A 25,061-nucleotide genomic window follows, 5' to 3' on the forward strand; every position below is an offset into this window, starting at 1 on the left:
GCATCAGCCTGACCGAAACCCATGCATACCGAGGACCCCACGTGCGCTTTCGTCTGACCCCCAGGGAGACGAGCTTCTACGACATGTTCGCCGCATCCGCGGACAACATCGTCACGGGCTCGAAGCTCCTGATGGAACTGCTCGGGGCGGACGCGTCTGCCCGGGCCGAGATCGCGGAGCGGATGCGGGCAGCGGAACACGCGGGTGACGACGCCACGCACGCGATCTTCCACCAGCTGAACTCCTCGTTCATCACGCCCTTCGACCGCGAGGACATCTACGCCCTCGCGTCCTCCCTCGACGACATCATGGACTTCATGGAGGAGGCCGTCGACCTGGTCGTCCTCTACAACGTCGAGGAGCTGCCCAAGGGCGTCGAGCAGCAGATCGAGGTGCTGGCGCGGGCCGCCGACCTCACCGCCGAGGCGATGCCCAACCTGCGCACGATGGAGAACCTCACCGAGTACTGGATCGAGGTCAACCGTCTGGAGAACCAGGCCGACCAGATCCACCGCAAGCTGCTCGCGCACCTCTTCAACGGCAAGTACGACGCGATCGAGGTGCTGAAGCTGAAGCAGATCGTGGACGTCCTGGAAGAGGCGGCGGACGCGTTCGAGCACGTGGCGAACACGGTGGAGACCATCGCGGTCAAGGAGTCCTGAGGCGTCGATGGACACCTTCGCGCTCGTCGTGACCATTCTGGTCGCGCTCTTCTTCACGTACACGAACGGCTTCCACGACTCGGCGAACGCGATCGCGACCTCGGTCTCCACCCGGGCGCTGACACCGCGTGCGGCGCTGGCGATGGCCGCCGTGATGAACCTCGCGGGCGCCTTCCTGGGCTCCGGGGTCGCCAAGACGGTCAGCGAGGGTCTGATCGAGACCCCCAAGGGCTCCAGCGGCATGGGCATCCTGTTCGCGGCGCTGGTGGGCGCGATCGTCTGGAACCTCGTCACCTGGTACTTCGGCCTGCCCTCGTCCTCCTCGCACGCGCTGTTCGGCGGCCTGGTGGGCGCGGCTCTGGCCGGCGGCACGGACGTCCTGTGGAACGGCGTCGTCGACAAGGTCATCATCCCGATGTTCGTGTCGCCCGTCGTCGGCCTGTTCCTCGGCTACCTGGTCATGACCGCCATCATGTGGCTGTTCCGCCGCTCCAACCCGCACAAGGCGAAGCGGGGCTTCCGGATCGCCCAGACCGTCTCGGCGGCCGGCATGGCCCTCGGCCACGGCCTGCAGGACGCCCAGAAGACGATGGGCGTCGTCGTCATGGCACTGGTGATTTCCGGCCACGAGACGTACGGCGACCCGATCCCGGTCTGGGTCAAGATCGTCTGCGCCATGATGCTCTCCCTCGGCACCTACGCCGGCGGCTGGCGCATCATGCGCACCCTCGGCCGCAAGATCATCGAACTCGACCCCCCGCAGGGCTTCGCGGCCGAGGCGACGGGCGCGTCGATCATGTTCACCACGGCGTTCCTCTTCAAGGCGCCGATCTCCACGACCCACGTCATCACCTCGGCCATCATGGGCGTCGGCGCCACGAAGCGCGTCAACGCGGTCCGCTGGGGCGTGGCCAAGAACATCGTCCTGGGCTGGTTCATCACGATGCCCGCCGCCGCCCTGGTGGCGGCCGCGGCCTTCGGCCTGGTGGACCTCGCGTTCCTGTAGCCACCGCGCCCGGCACGCCGCCGTGCCCGCCGCCGTCCGCCTCCCGATGTGATCATGCGGGTGGGAGGCCGTGCGTCCGGCACGGCCGCGGAGAACGGGACCGGTGAGACGTCCGGTGGGTCAGCGGGCAGGGACGATGCATGTCATGGCTGGCAACGGCCTCGGGGACTTCGCGGCCGTGGCGATGGCACGGCCGCCCGGCCCGCCGGAGCGGGTGCCGACCGTCGTGCTCGTCGGTGACGAGGGCCGGGCCGTACTCGCACCGGCCGGCGGCCCGGAGGGCGTCGTCCGGGTGACCCCCGAGGTGCTGGCCGGGCTCTCGCAGGACCTGGACTGGGTCCGGGCGGCTCACGCGGCGGGCGTCCGGCTGGTGCTGGTGGACCGGGAGCTGCCGACCGCCGCCGTCCTGGACACGCTCGCCGCGCTGCGGCGGGAGCTGGACGGCCCCGCCGTCGAGGTGGTGTCCGTCGGCGGGCCGTTCCCGTGCGCCTGCGGCTCGGAGCGGCTGCTGCCGCCCGGACCGGCGGGCGACGCCGTACAGGCGCTCTTCGGCCCGCTGGAGCACGTCACCGTCTGCCTGGTGGGTCCCGGGGCCACGGCCGGCCACTGGGCGTTCGTGTCCGCGCTGACCTCGGCCGAGGGGACGACGGTCGCGGCGGAGACCGCCCGGGAGTACGCCACGTGCGCCGTGCACGACTGCTCGGACGCCCTGGCGCTGGTCTGCGCGGGCACGCTGGGCTTCGAGGGCGGCGTGGCCACGTTTCCCGGCGGCCTGATCACCCGGGTGGACCGGAGCACGGCCTCGGTGGTCCGGTTCGCGGCCGCGGACGAGCCGCTCGCCCTGGTCCCGCACGCGTGCGGCACGGCACCGGAGCCCGGACGGCCCCTCCCGGACGAGACCGCAGGACGGCCGGACGCGGTGACCTGGAGGCGGCTCGCGCAGGACATGGGACTGACCGGCCCCCGGATGGTCGAACGGGCTCGGGCCCGGCTGCGGGAGTCGGGCACGGAACCGGACGCGTTCCCCGTCCACAGGCTGTGGACGGCCGACTGACGATCCCGGGAGCCGCCCAAAGACGCGGACGGGCCCGCCCCCGGGAGCCAGGGGCGGGCCCTTTTGCATCCTCGCGGTGGCACCGCCATGCAGCACCGCGAGGGGTCAGGTCCGGCTCAGCCGAAGCGGCCGGAGATGTAGTCCTCGGTCGCCTGGACCGACGGGTTGGAGAAGATGCGCTCCGTGTCGTCGATCTCGATCAGGCGGCCGGGCTGGCCGACGGCGGCCAGGTTGAAGAAGGCGGTGCGGTCGGAGACACGCGCGGCCTGCTGCATGTTGTGCGTCACGATGACGATCGTGAAGCGCTCCTTCAGCTCACCGATCAGGTCCTCGATGGCGAGGGTCGAGATCGGGTCGAGGGCCGAGCAGGGCTCGTCCATGAGTAGCACCTTCGGCTCGACCGCGATCGCGCGGGCGATGCACAGACGCTGCTGCTGACCGCCGGAGAGGCCGGAGCCCGGCTTGTTCAGGCGGTCCTTGACCTCGTTCCAGAGGTTCGCGCCCTTGAGGGACTTCTCAACGATCTCGTTGAGCTGGCTCTTCTTGTAGTTGCCGTTCAGCCTCAGGCCCGCGGCCACGTTGTCGAAGATCGACATGGTGGGGAACGGGTTCGGACGCTGGAAGACCATGCCGATCTCGCGGCGGACCGACACCGGGTCGATGCCGGGACCGTAGAGGTTCTCGTCGTCGAGGAGGACCTTGCCCTCGACGCGGCCGCCGGGGGTGACCTCGTGCATGCGGTTGAGCGTGCGCAGGAACGTCGACTTGCCGCAGCCGGAGGGGCCGATGAACGCCGTGACGGTGCGCGGCTCGATGTTCATCGAGATGTCGTCGATGGCCTTGTGGGAGCCGTAGTAGGCGGTGAGTCCGCTTACGTCGATTCGCTTGGACATTACTTCTTCACTTCCAGGGAGTCGGTCGCCGTGGGCCGCGTCAGCGACCGGTCTTCGGGGCCTTCCAGCGGGCGATGCCGCGGGCCACCAGGTTCAGGATCATCACAAAGGCGATCAGCGTCAGCGACGCCGCCCATGCACGGTCGTACGCGGCGTTGGCACCCGCGCTGTTCGCGTACTGCTGGTAGATGAACAGCGGCAGCGACGACTGCGCACCCTCGAAGGGGTTGTTGTTGATGAACGGGTTGCCGAACACCAGCAGCAGGACCGGGGCGGTCTCACCCGCGATACGGGCGATGGCCAGCATGACACCGGTGGTGATGCCGCCGATGGAGGTCGGCAGGACCACCTTCAGGATCGTGCGCCACTTCGGCACGCCCAGGGCCAGCGAGGCCTCGCGCAGCTCGTTGGGCACGAGCTTGAGCATCTCCTCGGTGGAGCGGACCACGACCGGCATCATCAGGATGGCCAGGGCCAGCGATCCGGCGAAGCCGAAGGGCTGCATGTCGAAGATCAGCATGAGGCTGAGGATGAACAGACCCGCGACGATCGACGGGATACCCGTCATGACGTCCACGAAGAAGGTGACCGCCTTGGCGAGCCGGCCGCGGCCGTACTCGACGAGGTAGACGGCGGTGAGGATGCCGATCGGGGCACCGATCACGGTGGCGAGACCGACCTGCTCCAGGGAGCCGATGATCGCGGCGTAGGCGCCGCCACCGGCCTCGGAGTCGGCGACCACACCCATGGAGTGGCTGAGGAAGTAGAAGTCCAGGACCTTCACGCCGCGCGAGATGGTCACCCAGATCAGGGAGACCAGCGGGATGACGGCGATGATGAACGCGACCCAGACCAGCGAGGTCGCGATCCGGTCCTTGGCCTGGCGACGGCCCTCGACCCTGGCGGCGATGGCGAAGGTGCCGACGATGTACAGGAGGGCGGCGATCAGACCCCACTGGATCTTGCTGTCCAGGCCGCCGACGAGGCCGATGACCACGCCGAGGACGATGGACCCGCCGATGATCGCGTAGGGGGACCACTTGGGAAGGGTGGCGCCCTGCAGGCTGCTCGGGTGCTTGACTGCTGCGGTGCTCATGCGTTGGCCCCCGAGTACTCCGCACGGCGCTGGATGATGAAGCGGGCCGCGCCGTTGACCAGCAGGGTGATGACGAACAGGACCAGACCGGAGGCGATCAGCGCGTCACGGCCGTCCGCGGTCGCCTCGCTGAACTTGCTGGCGATGTTCTGGGCGAAGGTGCCGCCGCCCGGGTTGAGCAGGCTGGCGTGGATGTCGAAGTCCGGGGAGAGCACGGTGGCGACGGCCATCGTCTCGCCGAGCGCGCGGCCGAGGCCGAGCATCGAGGCGGAGATCACGCCGGAGCGGCCGAAGGGCAGCACCGACATGCGGATGACCTCCCAGCGCGTGGCGCCGAGAGCGAGTGCCGCCTCCTCGTGCATCTGCGGGACCTGGCGGAAGACCTCGCGGCTCACGTTGGTGATGATCGGCAGGATCATGATCGCGAGCAGGATGCCGACGGTCAGCATCGAACGCGGCGCGCCGCCGTCCCAGGAGAAGATCCCGGTCCAGCCGAAGTACTTGTCGAGCCAGCCGAACAGCCCGGTCATGTGCGGTACCAGGACCAGGGCGCCCCACAGGCCGTACACGATGGACGGCACCGCGGCGAGCAGGTCGATCACATAGCCGATGGTGCCGCCGAGCCTGCGCGGCGAGTAGTGCGTGATGAACAGCGCGATCGCGACGGCGATCGGGACCGCGATGGCCATGGCGATGATCGAGGAGACCACCGTGCCGAAGGCCAGCACCGCGATGCCGAAGGTCGGCGGGATGAGGTTGGTGTTCCACTCGAAGGTGGTGAGGAAGTTGCCGTGGTCGCGGCTGATCGCGAGGGCGGCCCGGTAGGTGAGGAAGACCGCGATCGCGGCCATGATCACCAGCAGCAGGATGCCGGAACCACGGGAGAGACCGAGGAAGACCCGGTCACCCGCGCGGGTGGCGCCCCGGGCGTTGCGCTTCTGCTCGGCCGCGCCGTGTCGTGGGGTGGGAGGAGATGCGTCTGTCGTCTGTGTCGATATGTCCATCGGGTTCTCCGGTCTGCGGAGCCGCCCCGGCGGGCGGCTCGGAGGAGCCGCACACCCCGGTGTGCGGGCGTACGGCTCCGGGCGGCGGTGCACCGGACGGTGCGGCCGGGCTCCTCACGGAACTCGGCCGCACTCGCGGATCTTTAGCTCAGGCCCTCGATGGTGGAGCGGACCTTGGTGATGATGGCGTCGGGAACCGGGGCGTAGTCGATCGTGGAGAGGACCTTCTGGCCGTCCTCGGAGGCGATGTAGCGCAGGAACGCCTTGGTCGCCGGGAGGGTGTCGGCCTTGTTGCCCTTGTCGCAGACGATCTCGTACGTGACCAGGGTGATCGGGTAGGCACCCTCGGCCTTGGTCTTGTAGTCCAGCTGGAGCGCCAGGTCCTTGCCGGTGCCGACGACCTTGGCGGCCGCGATGTCGGCGGTGGCGGAGTCGGTGGACGGGGCGACCGGCTTGCTGGCACCCGTGTCGATCGAGACGGCCTTGATGCCGTCCGAGACGTAGGAGAGCTCGAAGTAACCGATGGCGCCGGAGGTCTGCTTGACCTGCTGGGCGACACCCGCGGACTGCGGAGCGGACTGGCCGCCCTTGGCCTGCCAGGCCTTGCCGCCGGAGTACTTCCAGTTGTCCGGGGTGGTGGCGATCAGGTACTTGGTGAAGTTGTCCGTCGTACCCGACTCGTCCGAGCGGTGGAACGCCTGGATCTTGAGGTCGGGGAGCTTCGCGTCGGGGTTCAGCTTCTTGATCGCCGCGTCGTTCCACTTGGTGATCTTGCTGTCGAAGATCTTGGCGAGGGTCGGCGCGTCCAGGACCAGGTTGTCGACACCCGGGACGTTGTAACCGAGGGCGATCGGGCCGCCGACCATCGGGAGGTCGATGCCCTGGCCGCCGGCGCAGACCTTCTTGGAGGCGGTGACCTCTTCCGGCTTCAGCGCGGAGTCGGAGCCGGCGAAGGCGACCTGACCCTGCGTGAAGGCGGTCACACCGGCACCGGAGCCGGAGCCCTTGTAGTTGATCTGCACGCCACAGGCCTGGGAGAAGGCCTTGACCCAGGCGTCGATCGCGTTCTTCTGCGCGGAGGAGCCGTCGGCGAGCAGCTGGCCCTTGGCGTCGTCGCACTTGATCGAGCTGGCGTTCGCGGAGGCCGAGGCGGTGCTCGAAGAACCGCTGCCGCCACCGTTGTCGTCCGAGCCGCACGCCGAGAGGGTCAGGGCACCGGTGACGGCGACAGCACCGAGAGACAGGGCGCGCAGCCGGTTCTTGCGCTGAAGCTTCACTTTCGGGAGTTCCTTCCAGATGCGCCACCGTCGGCGGCGTGCGAGGTAATCGTGGTGGGGGGAGGGCCTCCTGTCTGTGCATTCATGGCCGCTCACCGCACCGGGTAAGGCCGAAATTAGGCAGAACAGGTGAAGGCGCCGATGGCCATAGGTAAACGGAGGGTGAACCCCTGCCGTCAACCCGGTTAGGTCACGGAACGCTTACGGTGAGGGCACGCGCCGGTTCCAACCAACGGGTTACGCGAACATTTATTCGCCGTTCGCCATCGCAGTCGGTACGACGTCACAGCGCTCGTCGCCCCGACACGGGAACCCGTGTGCGACGCACGCCGTCTCGTCCCACGAGAGCCGACGAAAGGCACGGGCATGGAACGGCGTTCCTTCATATCGGGCGGGGCCGCCGCCCTCGCGGCGAGCGCACTGGCGGGGTGCAGCTCCGGCAGCACCCCCACGTCCCGCGCGACCGGGGCACCGCCCGCGTCCACATCCTCTCGTACGGCGCTGAAGACCACCAGCGCAGCGGCCGCGGCCGACTGGACCGCCCTGGCCCACGCCCTGGACGGCACCCTGGTCCGCCCCGGCGACGCGAACTGGACGACCGCCCACCAGCTCTACAACACCCGCTTCGACGGACTGAAGCCGTCCGCCGTGGCGTACGTGGCCCACGCCGACGACATCCGCACCACGCTGTCGTACGCCCAGGCCCACCACCTGAAGGTCTCGGTCCGCAACGGCGGCCACTCCTACGCGGGCTACTCCTCAGGCGACGGCCGCCTGATCCTCGACGTCTCCAAGCTGAACCGCATCCGGGTCTCCGGCGGCACGGCGGTCGTCGGCGCGGGCGCCAAGCTGATCGACGTCTACCGCGGCCTCGCCGCCAAGGGCGTGACCGTCCCGGCGGGCTCCTGCCCCACCGTGGGCGTCTCCGGCCTGGTCCTCGGCGGCGGCCACGGCGTCGCCTCCCGCGCCTACGGCCTGACCTGCGACAGCCTCACCCGGGCGACGCTGATCACGGCGGACGGCACCCAGGTCGTCGCCGACGCGACGACGAACAAGGACCTCTTCTGGGCGCTGCGCGGCGCCGGCAACGGCAACTTCGGCGTCGTCACCGAGCTGCAGTTCCGCACGCACCCGACCCCGCAGGGCGTGACGGCCTACCTGACCTGGCCGTGGTCGAAGGCCGCGCAGGTCCTGAAGGCCTGGCAGGAGTGGGGACCGTCCCAGCCCGACGAGATCTGGTCGTCGCTGCACCTGGAGAACTCCGGCAGCGGCCCGCGCGTCTCCGTCGCCTGCTTCTCCATGGGCACGTACGGCGAACTCCAGAACGCGGTGGACGCCCTCGCCCACAAGGCCGGCGCCAACGCCTCCTCCGTCTCCCTGCGCCGCCACGGCTACGAGGAGGCCATGGAGATCTACGCCGGCTGCTCCTCCTTCGCCACCGAGCCCCAGTGCCACCTGCCCGGTGCCACGCCGGGCCGCTCCACGGCGGGCAGGCTGGGCCGCGAGACCTACGCGGCCCGCTCCGACTTCTTCGACCGCTCGCTCTCGGCGGCCGGCATCCAGACCGTGCTGCGGCAGATCGGCGCGGTGCGGGGCGGCGCCGGAAGCATCGCGTTCACGGCGCTCGGCGGCGCGGTCAACCGGGTCTCCCCGACGGCGACGGCATTCGTGCACCGGCGGTCGCGGATGCTGGCGCAGTACATCGTGTCCTGGGGCGCCGGATCCTCCGGGAGCACCGGCCAGTCCTGGCTGGACGCGGCGCACACCGCCATGCGGCCCTACGCCTCCGGCGCGGCCTACCAGAACTACGCGGACCCGACGCTGACCGGCTGGAAGAAGGCGTACTACGGGGACGCGGTGACCAAGCTCGGCAAGGTCAAGGCGCAGTACGACCCGAACCGGTTCTTCTCCTCCGCGCAGGGGCTGTAACCGGCCGCGGGCGTCGCGGAGGGACATCACCGCCGCGGCGCCCGGTACGAGCTGCGCCCGCACGGGGCCCCCGCCCCGACAGGGCGGGCCCCGGGGTCCCGGTTACGCCGCCAGGTCCCGTTCCTCGGACTCGACCGGCGTGCGGGCGCCGGGCACCAGTCCGACCCCCGCCGACCGCCTCCGCACGATCCACCCCAGCCGGGCGGACCCCTCCACCGCCTTCGTCACCGGCGTCAGCAGGGCGGTCGCCAGCGGGGACAGCAGCAGCACGACCGCCGTGCCGAGGGCGAAGCCGCCGACCACGTCCGTCGGGTAGTGCACGCCCATGTACACCCGGCAGAACCCTTCCAGCAGCGCCAGGCCGATGCCCGCGAGACCGAACCTCCGGTGCGCGACGAACAGGCCGACGCCCAGCGCCATGGTGATCGTCGCGTGGTCGCTGACGAACGAGTAGTCGGTCTTGCCTGAGACCAGGACGTCCAGCCCCTGATGGGTGAGGAAGGGCCTGGGCCGCTCGACGAAGCCGCGGATGGGGACGTTCACGAGGACGGCGATCGCGGCGGCGAGCGGCGTCCACACCAGCGCGGCCACCGTGCCCGCCGCGTCCTCGTCGCCCCGGCGCCGCACGGACCACCAGCACCACACCACCAGCAGCACCATCGCGACCAGCAGCCCGTACTCGCCGACGAACTCCATGGTCCGGTCGAACCAGTGCGGTGCGTCCTTGGCCAGGCTGTTGATGTCGTAGAGCAGGTCGACGTCGGGGTTGGATCCGGATTCGGCGAGTACAGCCATCGTGCCTGCGGCCCCTTCGTCGTCGTCCCGGACGCACCTCGTGTGCGTCGCTCGCTGCCACCCCCGTGGTCGGCTACGTCAACAGGAACGCACGGCCCCCCTGAGTACGTTCCACCTTCCACCGAATGATCACGCAGACGTTATCGAAGAGAGACACAAAGCCCCAGCTCAGGGGGTGGGTTATACGCTCCGTTCACACCGTGGTCGGGAGCGCTTTCGCGCCATCCTCGGTGACCCGGGTCGCCCCGAAGTAGTCGGCGCCGTCGATGGGGTCGAACCGGATGACCGCCCCGGTGTAGGGCGCGTCGATCATGTAGCCGCCGCCGACGTAGATGCCCACGTGGTGGATGGCGCGGGAGTTGGACATGTCGGTGGAGAAGAAGACCAGGTCCCCCGGGAGCAGCTCGTTGCGCGCGGGGTGCGGACCGGCGTTGTACTGATCGTTGGCGACCCGCGGCAGCGTGATCCCGACGCTCTCGTACGCCGCCTTCGTCAGCCCGGAGCAGTCGAACCGGCCACCGTCCTGAGCTGTGCCGTTGCCGCCCCACTTGTACGGGGTGCCGAGCTTGTTCTGGGCGTACTCGATGGCGCCGGCGGCCTGCCTGGTCGGGGAGAGCCGGCTGACGGGCGCGGCGAAGCTGTCCGCGAGCGTGGTGATCGTTCTGACGTAGTTCTGGGTCTCCTTGTACGGCGGCACACCCTTGTACTTGATGACCGCGTACGCGCCCGCGTTGTAGGCCGCGAGCATGTTGTCGGAGACGTTGCCGGGGACGTCCTTGACGTACGAGGCGAGCTGGCAGTCGTAAGAGGCGGCCGACGGGATCGCGTCGTTCGGGTCCCAGACGTCCCGGTCGCCGTCACCGTCGCCGTCGATGCCGTGGGTGGCCCAGGTGCCCGGGATGAACTGCGCTATCCCCTGCGCGGCCGCCGGGCTCTGCGCCCTCGGGTTGAACCCGCTCTCCTGGTAGAGCTGCGCGGCGAGCAGGGCCGGGTTGATCGCGGAGCACAGGTTGCCCCACTTCTGCACGAGCGTGGAGTAGGCGGCCGGAACGGCCCCCTTGGCCAGCGCCTTGCCGGCACCGCCGGCGCCGCCCAGCAGGTTCCCGGCGACGACGTACACCCCGACCACGAGCAGCATGACGAAGCTCAGCCCGAGGCCGACCGCCGCGCCACCGATCACCCAAACTTTCCGCACGCCCCAACCCTCCCCCATGCCAGGGCTGTTCAACGCCATTTAGGCCGAGAGTGGCGCTATTTAGCGGCAGGAAGGCGTGCCTGACACCGTCTCAACCGGTCACGACGTCCTTGTACAGCTCGCCGGCCTCGCTCCCGAGCACCACGCTGTAGGACGTGTCGGCGGTCGAACCGCCCTGCTCGTGCCCGCCCAGCACCCCGACCACCTGGTGGTCGCCGTTCACCCAGGGACTCCCGCTGGTGCCGCCGGTGAACTCGGGGCAGTCGATCCGCTGCTGCGTGGCGCTGTGCGCGACCGGCTTGTTGGTGCAACTCACCGGCACCTCGCGGGAGTCGGGATAGCCGGTGACGGTCACCGCGGTGGCCCCGGTGGCCATGCCGGAGACGAACCGGTTGGCGCCGGTCACCTCCTCGACCTGCCTGCCGCCCCGTTCCTCCACGGCGGCGAAGGCCACGTCGCTGTCCTCGTCCCGCCCCTTCGCCCAGCCGTCGGGCAGGTACCGCTCCGCCACCTTCCACACCCCGTAGGGCGCCTGCCCGTCCCGGTACCCCGGCACGAAGACGAGCCCGCCCGCGTCGTCGCCGTCCACGCAGTGCGCGGCGGTGACGATCAGGTCGCGGCGCGGGCTGTGCACGACGGAGGCGGTGCAGAAGTGGTGCCCGGCCAGGTTCCCCGCCTGGTCGGCGCTGAACAGCGCCCCGACCCGTGCGCTCTCCGCGGTCGGCCCGACCAGCGCGGTCACCCCGAACGGCCCGGGGCCGTCGTCGGCGGCCGCCACGGACGCCGAGGTGGCGGCCAGCACGGCGGCCGCGCCGAGCGCGAGCCGGCGCGAGACGGAAGAGATGCGCGAGGTGCTCTTCATCAGCGCCCACTGTGTCCCAGGAAGGTGAGAAACGGTTCCCTCTTTCACTGAGATTTTTCTGTGAACCGCTTCACTGAGATTTTTCTGTGAACCGCGCCTCAGAACGTCGTCGTCATCCCGCCGTCGACCGCGATCGTCTGGCCCGTGATGAAGGAGGCCGCGTCGCTCGCCAGGAAGACGACGATGCCGGCGATCTCGGCGGGGCGCCCCCAGCGGCCCAGGGCCGTGCGCGTGCGCAGCCACCGCTCCCACTCCGGGTCCTCGGCCAGGTCCGCGTTGACGTCCGTGACGAACGTGCCCGGGGCCACCGAGTTCACCGTCGTGCCGCTGGGTCCGAGGTCGGCCGCGAGCGCCCGGGTCAGCCCGTCCAGGCCGGCCTTCGCCGTGGCGTAGGCGACGTCCCCGGTACGGCCCAGCCGGCCGACGACCGACGAGACGTTGATGATGCGGCCCGGGGTGTGCCGCGCGGCCAGGCCCCGGGCGACCGTCTGGCTCAGCGCGTACGCCGAGGTCAGGTGGAGGTCCAGGAGCGCGGACAGCTCCTCGGGGGTCATCTCGTGGCCCCCGCGCCGGTCCCGGTGGCCCACGTTGTTGACCAGGATGTCGATCGCGCCGAGGGCGTCCACGGCCTCCTCGGCCGCCTCCCGGTCGGTGACGTCGAACGCCGAGCCCACCGCGTCGAGGCCCTCGTCGCGAAGGCGCCCGGCCACCGTCTCCAGCGCCGCCGGGTCACGGCCGTTGAGGACCACCCGCGCGCCGGCTTCCGCCAGCCCCCGGGCCATCTCCAGGCCCGGTCCGCGCACGGAGCCGGTCACCAGGGCGGTGCGCCCGCCGAGCGCGAAGTCCACGCCACCGCCCATCCGGCCGCCTCCCGGAAAACCGTCGTGTCCGTCGTGTCCGTCGTGTCCCGCTCACCGTATCCGGCGGCCGGGGACGGCCCCGCGGGCGTCCGGGTGCCGGGCGGCGGTCACCGGCCCCGCCGCGCGGTCGCCGCCGGGGCCCGCCCGCCGGTGCCGCGCGGTCTCATCCGCCGGTCGCGGTCCGGACGGCCCCGGCCCCGAGCGGCCACGTCACGCCCGTCATCTCCTCCGACAGCGTCCACAGCCTGCGGGCCGCCACCGGGTCGCTCGCCGCCGGGCTGCGGCCGGCCAGCGCCGGTGCGCCCCGCATCCCGCCCATGCCGTCCGGGCCGACGTAGCTGGCGCCGGGCAGGTCCTGGGTCGCCGCGTACAGCGTGGGAAGGGCGCCCGCGCGGTCGTCCTGGGCGACGACCAGGTTGCCGAGGCGCATGCCGAGCCGGGCCAGCGGGTTGGCGGTGCGGCTCTGGAGGTTGGTGGCCGCGTAGCCGGGGTGGGCGGCCAGCGCGCGGACCGGGGAGCCCGCCTCGGTGAGCCGGCGCTGCAGTTCCAGGGTGAACAGCAGGTTGGCCAGCTTGGACTGGGCGTAGGCGCGGTTCGGGCTGTAGCGGCCGCGGAGGTTGACGTCGGCGAAGTGGATCACGCCGTCGCCGCCGCGGTGCAGCCCGGAGGAGAGCGTCACCACCCGGTCCGTGAGATACGGCAGCAGCAGGTTGGTCAGCGCGAAGTGGCCCAGGTGGTTGGTGCCGAACTGCATCTCGAAGCCGTCCGCGGTGGACTGCTCGGGGAGCATCATCACGCCCGCGTTGTTGATCAGCAGGTCCAGCGGGCGGTCCCAGCCGGCCGCGAACTCCCGTACCGAGGCGAGGTCCGCCAGGTCCAGGCGGCGCACCTCCGTGCTGCCGGTCAGCCCCGCGGCGGCGGCGCGCCCGCGCTCGGGGTCCCGCACCGCGAGGACGACGTGCGCGCCGGCCCGCGCCAGCGCGTCCGCGGCGGTGCGGCCGATGCCGCTGTTGGCGCCGGTGACGACGGCCGTGCGGCCGGTGAGATCGGGGAGGTCGGATGCGTTCCAGGTGCCAGTTTTCTCAGCCATGGCGGTCAATGTAGGCGTCGACAACAATGCTGTCAACGACAACAAAGATGCCACCGCCAACATACGGGTTACGATGCCCTCCATGCCGCACAGCCGCCCCTACCACCACGGAGACCTGCGCGCCGCGCTGCTCACCAGCGCCGAGCGCACCCTGCGCGAGAAGGGCACCGCCGCGCTGTCCCTGCGCGAACTGGCCCGTGACATCGGTGTCAGCCACGCAGCGCCCGGCCGCCACTTCAAGGACAAGCAGGCCCTCCTGGACGCGCTCGCGCTCAGCGGGTACGAGCGCCTGCAACGGGCCCTGGACATCGCCGACGAACCGGCCGCACCGCTGGAACCGCGGGTCACCGCGCTGGCACGGGCCTACCTCACCTTCGCGGTGGACCACCCGGAGCTGCTGGAGCTGATGTTCGCGCGCAAGCACGACCCGGAGAGCTCGGTGCAGACCGCCGAGGTCATCGACGCGTCCTTGGGGTCCTTCACCCGCCTGGTCGCCGACGCGCAGTCCCGGGGCGAGATCATCGAGGGCGACCCGGAGCGGCTCACGCTCGTCGCGGCCGCGAGCATCCACGGCCTCGCCGCCCTCATCGCCGGCTGCGCACTGCCGGCCCACGAGGCCATGGCCGGACTGGACGAACACGTGCACCACGTCCTGCACGGCCTGAAGCCCCGCTGACGACGGCCCGGCACGCCCCGGTCGACGCGCGTCGACGGCCGTGACGGCGCCCTCGGGTCAATCGGACCCCAACACCGGGCCATCCACGGCCCAATGATCAGTATTCCGCGGCCGTCCTTCAGTAACGCGGAAGTCAGAATTCCGAAACCCACCTTGTTGTCGCGTACTGAACAAGGCGATGGTCGTCGCGGGCCGCCGCCCCCACCGGCAACCACGCCGGTGGCCCCCACCCGCAGGCCTCTGTCCCCCTCTTCCAGGAGGCTGTACGTTGCGTACGACCACCCCCGACACCCCCCACATACGCGGCAGATGGCGCCTCGCCGGCTCGGCAGCCGCGGCCACCGCCGCCCTGCTCGCGGCCGGACTCGGCACCGCCGCGCACGCCACCGCGGCCACCGCGACGACCCACGGGGTCAGCGCCAGGACCGTCGCCGCCCAGGTCGCCAAGGCCCACGTGCGATACGAGAAGGCCGGCTGCGGTGCCACCCCGAAGAAGGGCTTCGCCGCGTGCGACGCCCTGCGGGTCACCGGCGGCACCACCGCCTACATGGAGAAGCAGGCCGCGCTCAAGGGCGTGACCCCGAAGACCGTCCGGCCGGACGCCGCGTCCGCCTCCCCCACCGGATACGGCCCGAGCGACATCCAGTCGGCCTACGGCCTCACCTCCGCCGCCGCCTCCGACGGCTCGGGCGAGACGGTCGCCATCGTCGACGCCTACGACGACCCGAACGCCGCGGCGGACCTCGCGACCTACCGCTCGCACTACGGCCTGTCCGCCTGCACGACGTCCAACGGCTGCTTCAAGAAGGTCTCCCAGACCGGCTCCACCACCTCGCTGCCCTCCGCCGACAGCGGCTGGGCCGGAGAGGAGTCCCTGGACCTCGACATGGTCAGCGCGACCTGCCCGCAGTGCAGCATCCTGCTCGTCGAGGCCAAGTCGGCCTCCGACGCCAACCTGGGCACCGCGGTGAACGAGGCCGTCAAGCTGGGCGCGAAGTTCGTCTCCAACAGCTACGGCGGCTCCGAGTCGTCCTCGGACACGTCGTACGACACCTCGTACTACAAGCACCCGGGCGTGGCCATCACCGCGAGCGCCGGTGACGAGGGCTACGGCGCCGAGTACCCGGCCGGCTCCCGCTACGTGACGGCCGTCGGCGGCACCGCCCTGAAGACCTCCTCCAACAGCCGCGGCTGGACCGAGTCGGTCTGGAAGACGTCCAGCACCGAGGGCACCGGCTCCGGCTGCTCCGCCTACGACGCCAAGCCCACCTGGCAGACCGACACCGGCTGCGCCAAGCGCATGATCGCCGACGTCTCCGCCGTCGCCGACCCGGCCACCGGCGTCTCCGTCTACGACTCCTACGGCGCGGACGGCACCGGCTGGAACACCTACGGCGGCACCAGCGCCTCCTCCCCGATCATCGCCTCGGTCTACGCCCTGGCCGGCACCCCGGCCGCGAGCGACTACCCGGCCCAGTACCCCTACGCGGCGGCCGGCACCTCCGCGCTGAACGACGTGACGAGCGGATCCAACGGCTCGTGCTCCACGTCGTACTTCTGCACCGCCCGGTCGGGCTATGACGGCCCGACCGGCTGGGGCACCCCTGAGGGGACCGGCGCCTTCACCGGCTGAGCCCCGGCAGGACCTCCCCGTCGGGTCACGGGGAGCCGCCACCGTGAGGGGGACGTGGGGTCCCCTCGGCGGCACGCAAAGGGAAACGGGTCACGGCAGCCAGCCGCGGCCCGTTTTCCCCGTCCTCGCACACCTGGGCAACTCCCTTGAAAAGGCTGCGAGTCGGGCTAAACACCCGCCCCACTCCCCCAACGGGGCCTCCCTCAAGGACGTCACGAGCGGCACCCCGCAAGGCGTGACCGCCTTCACCGGCTGACCTCCCGTCACCACCCCCGTGGGCCCCGGCTGCTGCCGGGGCCCACCGGCCATGTCCGCGCGGTCACCGTGAGAACATCGTCTCGACCCCTCACCCGACCGGCCGCCATCCAACGTGCCAGGTCATAAAGGGGGTCAACGACGGAACCACACGACAGGTTCCGCTCAGGCCTCATTGCCCGGCGTGACCTGCCGTGATACACAGAGTGACCGTACGATCCCTTCGTACGAAACCCGCCAATCGATGACGTCAAGTCGACATACTCCGGCGACGTTTTCGGCGAGAATGATGCGTGACCTCTGCACCCGGCAGGGGCGAACGGAACTACCCACCAGGGGCGGTGACTTACGTGTTCTATGCGGCCGACAAGGGAGACATCAACACCATCATCGGCGGGATCGCTCCGGACTGGGGCCCCTTCGGCAGCCTGGGCAACGAGGCGAAGACGATGATCCAGGTGGTCATGGCCGTCGCCATTCTGCTCTGCCTCGGCATCGCCGTCTGGGGTGCCGCCAAACAGCGCATCGGCGCCACGGCCCTCCGCGACACCTTCAGCGCGGAACAGGGCAAGGGCCTCATCATCGCCGGACTGACCGGAGTCTTCATCATCGGCTCACTCGGCACCCTGTTCACGATCGTGTACGGCATGGCCGTCTAGCCAATCTGCACCTCCCTTTCCCCCGCTCCGAGGTTGCGTTTCCCTGATGTCGAGTCACCACACCGCGCCCGCGCGGGAACCAGCACGGCTACCGTCGTACTGCTACGCGTTCCGGCACGACGTGGAGGGGGAGTACCCGGCATGAGCCTCGGAGACGAGCCCGGCTACCCGGAGACGGGCCACACCCGCACCCGGCTGCCCGAGAGCGACCCGTACGGCGGCGCGTCCCGCCGCGGCGGCCGCTCCTCCTCCAGAAGCCTGGTGACGGTCGTCGGCGTGGTCGTCCTCCTCATCGCGGCGATCGCCTTCGCGAACAGAGGCGGCGGCGGGGACTCGCCCGCGGCGAAGACGACCGGCGGCAACGGCTCGCAACCCGGCACGTCCTCCACGGCGGCGAGCGGGACACGACCGGTGGAGACGAAGAGCACCGAGGGAATCCCGACCGGCTTCGCCCACAGCGAGCAGGGGGCACAGAGCGCGGCGGCCAACTACTCCGTCGCCCTCGGCTCGACCGACATGTTCGTCACGGCCAGGCGGCACGCGATCGTGGACACCATCTACTCCCCCGACGCCGCCGCCAGCAGACAGTCCGGGCTGGACAGCGCCTACTCCAGCGCGAAGTTCCTCACGAACATCGGCCTCAACAAGGACGGCAGCGCACCGGCCGGCCAGACCTTCGTCTCCCGGGTCGTCCCGGTCGGCACCAAGGTCACCATGTTCAGCACGGACACCGCCACGGTCGAGGTCTGGTACACCTCACTCTTCGGTCTGTCCGGCGCGGCCTCGACCAACCCGGTGACCGAGAGTTGGTACACCACCTCCTACGAACTGACGTGGGCCGACAACGACTGGAAGATCACCGACTTTCAGCAGAAGGACGGGCCGGTTCCCGTCGGTCGTGACCAGCAGGCCTCCACCGCCGACGACATGACCAGGGCCGTGGAGGAATTCGGAGGGTTCACGTATGCGCGCTAGCCACCGTCTCCTCAAACTCGGCGTGATCCTCGGCGCCCTTCAAACGGCCGCGGTGCTGCAGGCCGGCTATGCCGCCGCCGCGCCCTCCCCCACCGCCACACCCAGTGGCGACGCCTGCGACCTCATTCGCGGCCCCGCCAAGGACTACTGCGAGAAAGGCGGCGGCAGCGGAGGCGGTGGCTCCACCACCGACCCCCTCACCTCCACCCTCGACCCCCTCTCCTCCCTCGCCCAAGGCTGTGCCAAGGCCGCCTCCTGGACCGTCGACAAGCTCAGCGCCGCCGTGAAGGAGACCGCCAACGTCGACTTCACCAACGAGAAGTTCCTCCAGCAGTACGCCGTCGTCTTCGCCGCCTCGACGATCCTCACCCTGCTGCTCTGGCTCCTGGCCGTCGCCAAACGCGCGGTGCGAGGCGTCCCCCTCAGCACCGCCATCTCCGAAGCCGTCGGCTTCCTCTGGCTGACCGTCCTGGCGTCCGCCTTCACGCCCCTCATCCTCTACACCGTCGTCTCGGCCACCGACGGCGTCACCGACGTCCTCGCCAAGACCACCGGCAACCAGACGGACACCTTCTTCGGCACCTTCTCCGGCGCCCTCGGCAAGGGCGACGACATCGGCGGCGGCCCGATCATGCTGATCGTCGTCTCCCTGGTCAGCATCCTCGCCGCCGGCGTCCTCTGGCTGGAGCTCGTCATCAGGGCCGCCCTGCTCTACGTCGGCGCCCTCCTCGGCACCGTCGTCTACGCCGGCCTCGTCGACAAGAACCTGTGGGGCCACGTCCGCCGCTGGGCCGGCATCATGATCGCCGTCATCCTCGTCAAGCCCGTCATCGTGATAGTGCTCGGCCTCGCCGGCGCCCTGTCCTCCGACGGCGGCCCCGACGCGTTCTCCGCCGTCGTCTCCGGCCTCGCGATCATCCTGCTCGCCATCTTCGCCAGCGCGATGATCTACCGCTTCGTCCCCGGCTTCGGCGACGAGATCGCCGCCGGCCGCAGCAACCGCATCATGTCGGGCGCCGAGGGCAAGGCCGCCGCGGTCATCAGCAGCCCCGCCAACCTGGTCGCCCAGGGCATCAGGACGCACAGCGCCCGCGCCGACAACAACGGCGGCGGGGGCGGCGGTTCCGGCGCCTCCGGTGCCCGCCCGTCCAACCCCGCCTCGGGCGGCGTCGCCGCGCACAGCACGCGCACCCCGAACGGTGGTGGCGGCGGATCTGTCCCCTCCGCCGCACCCGCACCGCGCGCGCCCAGCCCGATCAACACCCCGCACGCCGGCAACACCCGCAACAACAGCTCGGGAGGTGAAGGGCGTTGACGACCGAGTCCCACCTGTCCCATCCGGTCACGCCCCGCCGTACGTATCTGATCGGCCGCGCCAGGCCGAACGCGATCGTCGGCAGGAACCGTGAATCCGGCGAGATCGTGCTGATCATCGCGGGCGCGTTCCTCGGCATGATGTGCGGGCTCCTCGTCCCCGTCCTCTCCCTGCGGATCGTGCTCCTCATGGGCTTCCCGCTGCTCGCGCTCGCGGCGGTCTACGTGCCCTACAAGCGCCGCACGTTCTACAAGTGGTTCGAGATCAACCGCAGTTTCAAGCGCACCCTGCGCCAGGGCACCGTCTACCGGTCCACCGCCGCCGAGGCCGGCACCCGCATCGACGGCCGCGAGGTCGAGATCGGCCCGCCGCCCGGCATCGGCCGGATCAGCTGGCTCGCCGCACCCTTCGGCCCCGACGAGATCGCCGTCCTCCTGCACGCCGACCGCAAGACCGTCACCGCGGCGATCGAGATCGAGGGCCCGGGCGTCGGTCTGCGCGACTCCGAGGACCAGGAAGCCCTCGTCGACCGCTTCGGCACCCTGCTCAAGCACGTGGCCAACGGCGACGGCTTCGTCACCCGCCTGCAGATGCTCGCCCGCACCCTCCCCGCCGACCCCGACGCCCACGCCAAGGACGTCGCCCAGCGCGGTGACGAGAAGGCACCGGGCTGGCTGTCCCAGTCGTACGACCAACTGCAGTCCATGGTCTCCACCAGCAGCGAGCAGCACCGCGCCTACCTCGTCGCCTGCATGCACTACTCGCGTGAACTGGCCGCCGAGGCCCAGGCGATGGCCCGCGCCGCCCGCCCGCAGTCCGGCCGCAAACTGGACCGCGACGCCGGACTCGCGGTGGTCATGGCCCGCGAGCTCACCGACATCTGCTCCCGCCTCCAGGAGGCGGACATCCGCGTCCGCCAGCCCCTCGGCCAGGGCCGCCTCGCCTCCCTCATCCACTCCATGTACGACCCGGACCACCCCATCGACCACATCCAGGCGATGACCCAGCGCAACGCCTGGCCGGCCGAACTGGACGCCATGGAGCCGACGTTCCTCCAGGCGAAGACCCGCGAGTCGTCCACCCGCGCGCCCTGGTGCCACGCCACCGCCTGGGTCAAGGAGTGGCCGATGACCCCCGTCGGCGTCAACTTCCTCGCCCCGCTGCTCGTCCACACCCCGGACGTCATCCGCACGGTGGCGGTCACCATGGACCTCGAACCCACCGAGGTCGCCATCGAACGCATGCTGACCGAGAAGACCAACGACGAGGCCGAGGCGTCCCGCGCCGCCAAGATGAACCGGACCGTCGACCCCCGCGACATCGCCGCCCACAACCGCCTCGACCAGCGCGGCGAGGACCTGGCCAGCGGCGCGGCCGGCGTCAACCTGGTCGGCTACATCACGGTCTCCTCCCGCACCCCGGAGGCCCTCAACCGCGACAAGCGCACGATAAGGGCGTCCGCGGGAAAGTCGTACCTCAAACTGGAATGGTGCGACCGCGAGCACCACCGCGCCTTCGTGAACACACTTCCCTTCGCCACCGGAATCCGAAGGTAGAGGCTGATGCGCTGATGAGGGACCCGCTGTCCGTCCTCACCGAAGCCTTCACGTCCTTCCTGTTCGGGAAGGTCGAGACGACCCGCTCCCCGGTCCGCACCTCGACCGGCCAGGCCCAGGCGGTCTACCTGCCCACCGCCGCGCCCGGCCTCGGCGACTCGGGCGTCATCATCGGGCGCGAGGTGTACTCCGGCAAGGGCTACATCTACGACCCGTTCCAGCTCTACGGCCAGCAACTCCCGGCCCCGCACTGGCTGGTCCTCGGCGAGTCCGGCAACGGCAAGTCGGCCCTGGAGAAGACCTACGTCCTGCGGCAGCTGCGCTTCCGCGACCGGCAGGTCGTCGTCCTGGACGCCCAGGGCGAGGACGGCGTCGGCGAATGGAACCTCATCGCGGAGGAGCTGGGGATAACTCCCATCCGGCTCGACCCGACGGCCGCCCTGAACCACGGCATCCGCCTCAACCCGCTGGACCCCTCGATCACCACCACGGGCCAGCTGGCGCTGCTGCGCACCATCATCGAGGTGGCGATGGGCCACGGCCTCGACGAACGCTCGGGCTTCGCCCTCAAGGTCGCCCACTCCTACGTCAACGAGACGATCCTGGACCGCCAGCCGGTCCTGACGGACATCGTCGAGCAGCTACGGCACCCCGAGCCGGAGTCCGCCGAGGCGATGAACGTCGCCATAGACGACGTACGGGCCTGGGGCCTGGACGTCGCCCTGGTCCTGGACCGCCTGGTCGACGGTGACCTGCGCGGCATGTTCGACGGCCCGACGACCGTCGGCATCGACCTCGACGCCCCGCTCATCGTCTTCGACCTCTCCCACATCGACCGCAACTCCATCGCCATGCCCATCCTCATGGCGATCGTCGGCGTGTGGCTGGAGCACACCTGGATCCGCCCCGACCGGAAGAAGCGCATCTTCCTGGTCGAGGAGGCCTGGCACATCATCAACAGCCCGTTCGTCGCCCAGCTCTTCCAGCGGCTGCTGAAGTTCGGCCGCCGGCTCGGCCTCTCCTTCGTCGCGGTCGTCCACCACCTCTCCGACGTCGTGGACGGCGCGGCGGCCAAGGAGGCGGCGGCGATCCTGAAGATGGCGTCGACCCGGACGATCTACGCCCAGAAAGCGGACGAGGCACGCGCCACCGGCCGGGTCCTCGGCCTGCCACGCTGGGCCGTCGAGATCATCCCGACCCTCACGCCAGGCATCGCCGTCTGGGACGTCAACGGCAACGTCCAGGTGGTCAAACACCTGGTCACCGAGACGGAACGGCCGCTCGTCTTCACGGACCGCGCGATGACCGAGTCGTCCGCCGACCAGCTCGCCGCCGACGACGCCCTGCGCGCCGCCGAACTGGAGGCGGAACAGCGGGCGGCGGCCTTCGTCGAACAGCACCTCGGCGACTCGGAATCGACGGTGGCGTAGGGAGGACCCGATCGTGAGACCGGACCCCCGGCAGGAGCGCGAGTACGAGCAGTACGGCGGCGGCGGCATCCCCGACGGCCTGCTGATCGGCATACTCGCGTTCCTGCTCGGCATCACGGCACTGGTGTGGACGGCGACCGGCCTGGCGGCCTGGTTCGCGCAGGGCGCCTGGCCGTCGTCCGTGGACCTGACCCACACCCCGCTCGCGATGCGCCACCTCGTCGGCGCACCGCACGACATCGCGGGCGCCTGGCCGGACACACCGCCCGCCGAGCTGTCCGGATGGGGGCTGTTCTGGGGCCTGTTCATCGGCCAGCTGATGATCCTGCTGGTCCTGACGGTCTTCGTGATGGGCACGGTGGCCCGCTGGCGTGCGGGCAGAAGACGACGAGCGGCGGAGAAGTACGCGGCCGCCACGGCGGCACCGCTGCCCGAGCCCCGCACGGCACCTGCACCGGCTCTCGCACCGGAAGCGGCCCCCGGACCGAGCCCGGCGCCGGCCGTCCCCGTCACCTCCGAACCGCTCGTGCCGGACCCGGTCCTCATCGAGTCGACGGCCGCCTTCCTGCCCGCGGGCGGCGCGCGGACGGCCGGGTGGACGGACCTCCACATCGCGCCCAGGGACACCCGCCGCGCCACCGCGGCCCAGGCCATCCGCGACGCGGCCGGCCCCGCCCTCGTCGTCACCTCGAACCCGGCCCTGTGGTCCGACACCAAGGACGCCCGCGCCAAGCTCGGCCCGGTCCTCCTCTACGACCCCCACCACCTCTGCGACACCCCGGCCCGCTTCCACTGGTCCCCCACGGCCCACTGCGAGGACAAGCAGACCGCGATCCAGCGCGCCCAGGCACTCCTGACCCCCGTGAGACCCACCGCCAGGATCGACCAGGCGGTGGGCGACACCGCCGAGACCCTCCTGCGCAGCTACCTGCACGCCGCCGCCCTGGAGAACCGCACGATCCGTCACGTCCACCGCTGGGCCCAGGGCACCGGCGTCCAGGACGCCGTCCGGACCCTGCGCACCCACCCGAAGGCGGCTCCCGGCGCGGCCGGCGAACTCGAAGCCGCCCTCACCTCCCACCCCGAACGCCGGGACATCGCCCAGGAGTTGACGGCCCGCGCACTCGCCGCCCTGTTCACCGTCAACATTCGCGAGGCATGCACGCCGAACCGATCCGATGCCCTCGCCCTGGATTCCTTCGTCTCCGAAGGGGGCACCCTTTACTTGGTGGGTGAATCCATCGAAGACCCCAGGACCAACCCGGGCGCGATGCCTCTTCTGACGGCTCTCGCCTCCAGCGTGGTCGAGCACGGCCGGCGCATGGCCGAACGGTCATCCTCCGGTCGGCTCGACCCACCACTCACCCTGGTCCTGGACGACGTGGCGGCCGTGGCACCCCTCCCCCAGCTGCCGGACCTGCTCGCCACCGGAGCCGACCAGGGCCTGCCCGTCCTCGCCCTGCTGCGCTCCCACGAACAGGCCCGCTCCCGCTGGCCGCACCGCGAGCTGCCGGTCCGCCCGACCGCCTAGGAAGCCCACTCCAGGACGAACTCGAACTCGTCCTCCGAGTCGTCCTTGTCGAACGGCACGGTCACCCCGCTCGGCACGAACCCCGCCTTGCGGTAGGCCCCCTGGGCCCGCTGGTTGTCCTGGTGCACCATCAGCCGCACCCGCTCGACGCCCTGCTCCCGCGCCCAGGCCACACCGGTGTCGAACAACGCCTTGATCAGACCGTTCCCCCGGTGCTCGGGCCGCACGAACACCCCGACCACGTGCCCCTGCCGCCGCTCGACCAGGGCTCCGGTCCAGTCCGTGGAGCCGGCCTCCTCGACCAGCACCGTCAGGCTCCCGGCCCACGTCCCGTCCGCCGCCTCGGCGACGAACTGCCGGGCACCGCTCGGCTCCTCGGCCGACCGTGCGGCCCGCTCCCGGTAGAGGGAATCGGGCCGCTCGACCGCGTCCTCGTAGGTCTCCATGAAGGCGATACGCGCCACCGGGTCCCGCAGCGCGACGAGCCGCAGCCGCTTCACGGCCTCCCATTCGCCGGCCCGTATCGCACGAACAACGTAGTCACCACTGGTCATCCCATCCATGACGGCCACGGTAGCCGCCGCCGTCGGCTCGCCTCACCTCGTTTACGACGCCTCGCACGGCGCCCGTTGTCAGTGCCCCGGCCTACTGTGGAGGCCATGACGACTCTGCCGAACCGGCCGAACACCGCCCTGCTGATCGTGGACGTGCAGAACGGGGTGGTGGACGGCTCCCACCATCGCGACGAGGTCATCGCCAACATCAACACCCTGCTCGCCAAGGCTCGTTCCGAGGCGGTCCCGGTGATCTGGATCCAGCACTCCAGCGACGAGCTGAAGCCGGACAGCGCTCCCTGGCAGTACGTCCCGGAGCTGGTCCGCGAGGAGGCCACCGAGACCCTCGTCCACAAGCGGTACGGCGACTCCTTCGAGGACACCGACCTGGAGTCCGTCCTGGCCCGGCACGGCGTGGGCCGCGTGGTCGTCACGGGCGCCCAGACCGACGCCTGCATCCGCTCCACGCTGCACGGCGCCCTGGTCCGCGGTTACGACGCGACGCTGGTCGCAGACGCGCACACCACGGAGGACCTCACCGCGTACGGCGCGCCGGCGCCGGAGCTGGTCATCTCCCACACGAACCTCTACTGGCAGTGGCAGGAGGCCCCGGGCCGAAAAGGCGGCACGGTCGCCACGACGGACGTGACGTTCTAAAAACTCCTGGAAATGCAGAAAGGCCCACACCATACGGTGTGGGCCTTTCCCAATATTTGTTCGGCGGTGTCCTACTCTCCCACAGGGTCCCCCCTGC

23 protein-coding genes are annotated in these 25,061 nt (G+C 70.6%); 13 read left to right on the forward strand and 10 right to left on the reverse strand.

What is annotated here, in order from left to right:
* The first annotated feature begins 41 nt into the window (after positions 1 to 41).
* The 3 genes from ACIQOE_RS40005 to ACIQOE_RS40015 all read left to right on the forward strand — a co-directional run bounded on the left by ACIQOE_RS40005 (position 42) and on the right by ACIQOE_RS40015 (position 2,722).
* Positions 42 to 662, forward strand: coding sequence for a DUF47 family protein (locus ACIQOE_RS40005; RefSeq protein ID WP_351328431.1), 621 nt, complete (start codon positions 42 to 44; stop codon positions 660 to 662).
* Between the two features lie 7 nt (positions 663 to 669).
* On the forward strand, positions 670 to 1,668 hold the full coding sequence (locus ACIQOE_RS40010) for an inorganic phosphate transporter (RefSeq protein ID WP_351328433.1): 999 nt from the start codon (positions 670 to 672) through the stop codon (positions 1,666 to 1,668).
* Between the two features lie 145 nt (positions 1,669 to 1,813).
* The gene (locus ACIQOE_RS40015; protein ID WP_401417009.1) at positions 1,814 to 2,722 is read left to right on the forward strand and encodes a hypothetical protein; all 909 of its coding nucleotides are present in this window, start codon (positions 1,814 to 1,816) and stop codon (positions 2,720 to 2,722) included.
* 116 nt (positions 2,723 to 2,838) lie between these two features.
* Here ACIQOE_RS40015 and pstB read toward each other — a convergent pair whose 3' ends face one another.
* The 4 genes from pstB to pstS form a co-directional block, all read right to left on the reverse strand.
* Complete coding sequence (pstB, locus tag ACIQOE_RS40020; RefSeq protein WP_351328436.1) at positions 2,839 to 3,615, reverse strand: phosphate ABC transporter ATP-binding protein PstB; 777 nt, start codon at positions 3,613 to 3,615, stop codon at positions 2,839 to 2,841.
* A gap of 40 nt (positions 3,616 to 3,655) precedes the next feature.
* The gene (pstA, locus tag ACIQOE_RS40025) at positions 3,656 to 4,711 is read right to left on the reverse strand and encodes a phosphate ABC transporter permease PstA (protein WP_351328438.1); all 1,056 of its coding nucleotides are present in this window, start codon (positions 4,709 to 4,711) and stop codon (positions 3,656 to 3,658) included.
* Entirely contained in the window at positions 4,708 to 5,715 is a 1,008-nt protein-coding gene (pstC, locus tag ACIQOE_RS40030) for a phosphate ABC transporter permease subunit PstC (RefSeq protein WP_365559477.1), read from the reverse strand. Before pstC ends, pstA begins: the two co-directional genes overlap by 4 nt.
* Before the next feature lie 143 nt (positions 5,716 to 5,858).
* Positions 5,859 to 6,992: a phosphate ABC transporter substrate-binding protein PstS gene (pstS, locus tag ACIQOE_RS40035; RefSeq protein ID WP_351328442.1), complete on the reverse strand. Its 1,134-nt coding sequence runs from the start codon at positions 6,990 to 6,992 to the stop codon at positions 5,859 to 5,861.
* A 366-nt stretch (positions 6,993 to 7,358) separates the two neighbouring features.
* On the opposite strand from pstS, the gene ACIQOE_RS40040 reads away from it, so the two are divergent.
* The gene (locus tag ACIQOE_RS40040; RefSeq protein WP_365575327.1) at positions 7,359 to 8,921 is read left to right on the forward strand and encodes an FAD-binding oxidoreductase; all 1,563 of its coding nucleotides are present in this window, start codon (positions 7,359 to 7,361) and stop codon (positions 8,919 to 8,921) included.
* A gap of 102 nt (positions 8,922 to 9,023) precedes the next feature.
* On the opposite strand, the gene ACIQOE_RS40045 is transcribed toward ACIQOE_RS40040, so the two are convergent.
* The 5 genes from ACIQOE_RS40045 to ACIQOE_RS40065 form a co-directional block, all read right to left on the reverse strand.
* A complete protein-coding gene (locus tag ACIQOE_RS40045; RefSeq protein WP_401417012.1) occupies positions 9,024 to 9,716 on the reverse strand; it encodes a phosphatase PAP2 family protein in 693 nt (230 codons plus the stop codon).
* Between the two features lie 193 nt (positions 9,717 to 9,909).
* Entirely contained in the window at positions 9,910 to 10,929 is a 1,020-nt protein-coding gene (locus tag ACIQOE_RS40050; RefSeq protein WP_351328473.1) for a bifunctional lytic transglycosylase/C40 family peptidase, read from the reverse strand.
* A gap of 73 nt (positions 10,930 to 11,002) precedes the next feature.
* Positions 11,003 to 11,773, reverse strand: a complete 771-nt coding sequence (locus ACIQOE_RS40055) for a trypsin-like peptidase domain-containing protein (RefSeq protein WP_351939367.1) — start codon at positions 11,771 to 11,773, stop codon at positions 11,003 to 11,005.
* 98 nt (positions 11,774 to 11,871) lie between these two features.
* A complete protein-coding gene (locus ACIQOE_RS40060) occupies positions 11,872 to 12,633 on the reverse strand; it encodes an SDR family oxidoreductase (protein ID WP_362649932.1) in 762 nt (253 codons plus the stop codon).
* A gap of 163 nt (positions 12,634 to 12,796) precedes the next feature.
* Entirely contained in the window at positions 12,797 to 13,723 is a 927-nt protein-coding gene (locus ACIQOE_RS40065; protein WP_401417015.1) for an oxidoreductase, read from the reverse strand.
* A 73-nt stretch (positions 13,724 to 13,796) separates the two neighbouring features.
* On the opposite strand from ACIQOE_RS40065, the gene ACIQOE_RS40070 reads away from it, so the two are divergent.
* The 8 genes from ACIQOE_RS40070 (at position 13,797) to ACIQOE_RS40105 (ending at position 23,753) form a co-directional block, all read left to right on the forward strand.
* Complete coding sequence (locus tag ACIQOE_RS40070; protein WP_363015455.1) at positions 13,797 to 14,399, forward strand: TetR/AcrR family transcriptional regulator; 603 nt, start codon at positions 13,797 to 13,799, stop codon at positions 14,397 to 14,399.
* Between the two features lie 268 nt (positions 14,400 to 14,667).
* The gene (locus ACIQOE_RS40075) at positions 14,668 to 16,032 is read left to right on the forward strand and encodes a S53 family peptidase (protein WP_365575334.1); all 1,365 of its coding nucleotides are present in this window, start codon (positions 14,668 to 14,670) and stop codon (positions 16,030 to 16,032) included.
* Between the two features lie 605 nt (positions 16,033 to 16,637).
* Complete coding sequence (locus ACIQOE_RS40080) at positions 16,638 to 16,946, forward strand: hypothetical protein (RefSeq protein ID WP_351328461.1); 309 nt, start codon at positions 16,638 to 16,640, stop codon at positions 16,944 to 16,946.
* Between the two features lie 141 nt (positions 16,947 to 17,087).
* Positions 17,088 to 17,921: a hypothetical protein gene (locus tag ACIQOE_RS40085; RefSeq protein WP_362649921.1), complete on the forward strand. Its 834-nt coding sequence runs from the start codon at positions 17,088 to 17,090 to the stop codon at positions 17,919 to 17,921.
* Positions 17,911 to 19,236, forward strand: a complete 1,326-nt coding sequence (locus ACIQOE_RS40090) for a hypothetical protein (protein ID WP_351328464.1) — start codon at positions 17,911 to 17,913, stop codon at positions 19,234 to 19,236. The genes ACIQOE_RS40085 and ACIQOE_RS40090 overlap by 11 nt, the downstream gene beginning before the upstream one ends.
* Positions 19,233 to 20,792: an SCO6880 family protein gene (locus ACIQOE_RS40095; RefSeq protein ID WP_351328465.1), complete on the forward strand. Its 1,560-nt coding sequence runs from the start codon at positions 19,233 to 19,235 to the stop codon at positions 20,790 to 20,792. Before ACIQOE_RS40090 ends, ACIQOE_RS40095 begins: the two co-directional genes overlap by 4 nt.
* A 14-nt stretch (positions 20,793 to 20,806) precedes the next feature.
* On the forward strand, positions 20,807 to 22,222 hold the full coding sequence (locus tag ACIQOE_RS40100; RefSeq protein WP_351328466.1) for an ATP-binding protein: 1,416 nt from the start codon (positions 20,807 to 20,809) through the stop codon (positions 22,220 to 22,222).
* A 13-nt stretch (positions 22,223 to 22,235) separates the two neighbouring features.
* The gene (locus ACIQOE_RS40105; protein ID WP_365575343.1) at positions 22,236 to 23,753 is read left to right on the forward strand and encodes a type IV secretory system conjugative DNA transfer family protein; all 1,518 of its coding nucleotides are present in this window, start codon (positions 22,236 to 22,238) and stop codon (positions 23,751 to 23,753) included.
* On the opposite strand, the gene ACIQOE_RS40110 is transcribed toward ACIQOE_RS40105, so the two are convergent.
* Positions 23,750 to 24,307, reverse strand: a complete 558-nt coding sequence (locus tag ACIQOE_RS40110) for a GNAT family N-acetyltransferase (protein ID WP_365575372.1) — start codon at positions 24,305 to 24,307, stop codon at positions 23,750 to 23,752. The two genes, ACIQOE_RS40105 and ACIQOE_RS40110, sit on opposite strands and share 4 nt — an antisense overlap.
* A gap of 105 nt (positions 24,308 to 24,412) precedes the next feature.
* Between ACIQOE_RS40110 and ACIQOE_RS40115 the strand changes: the two genes are divergently transcribed.
* Entirely contained in the window at positions 24,413 to 24,964 is a 552-nt protein-coding gene (locus ACIQOE_RS40115; RefSeq protein WP_365575346.1) for an isochorismatase family protein, read from the forward strand.
* The last annotated feature ends 97 nt before the right edge of the window (positions 24,965 to 25,061 follow it).

Origin of the sequence: Streptomyces sp. NPDC091282, from assembly GCF_044757385.1 — a bacterium.
In the GTDB taxonomy this organism is placed as follows: domain Bacteria; phylum Actinomycetota; class Actinomycetes; order Streptomycetales; family Streptomycetaceae; genus Streptomyces; species Streptomyces gramineus.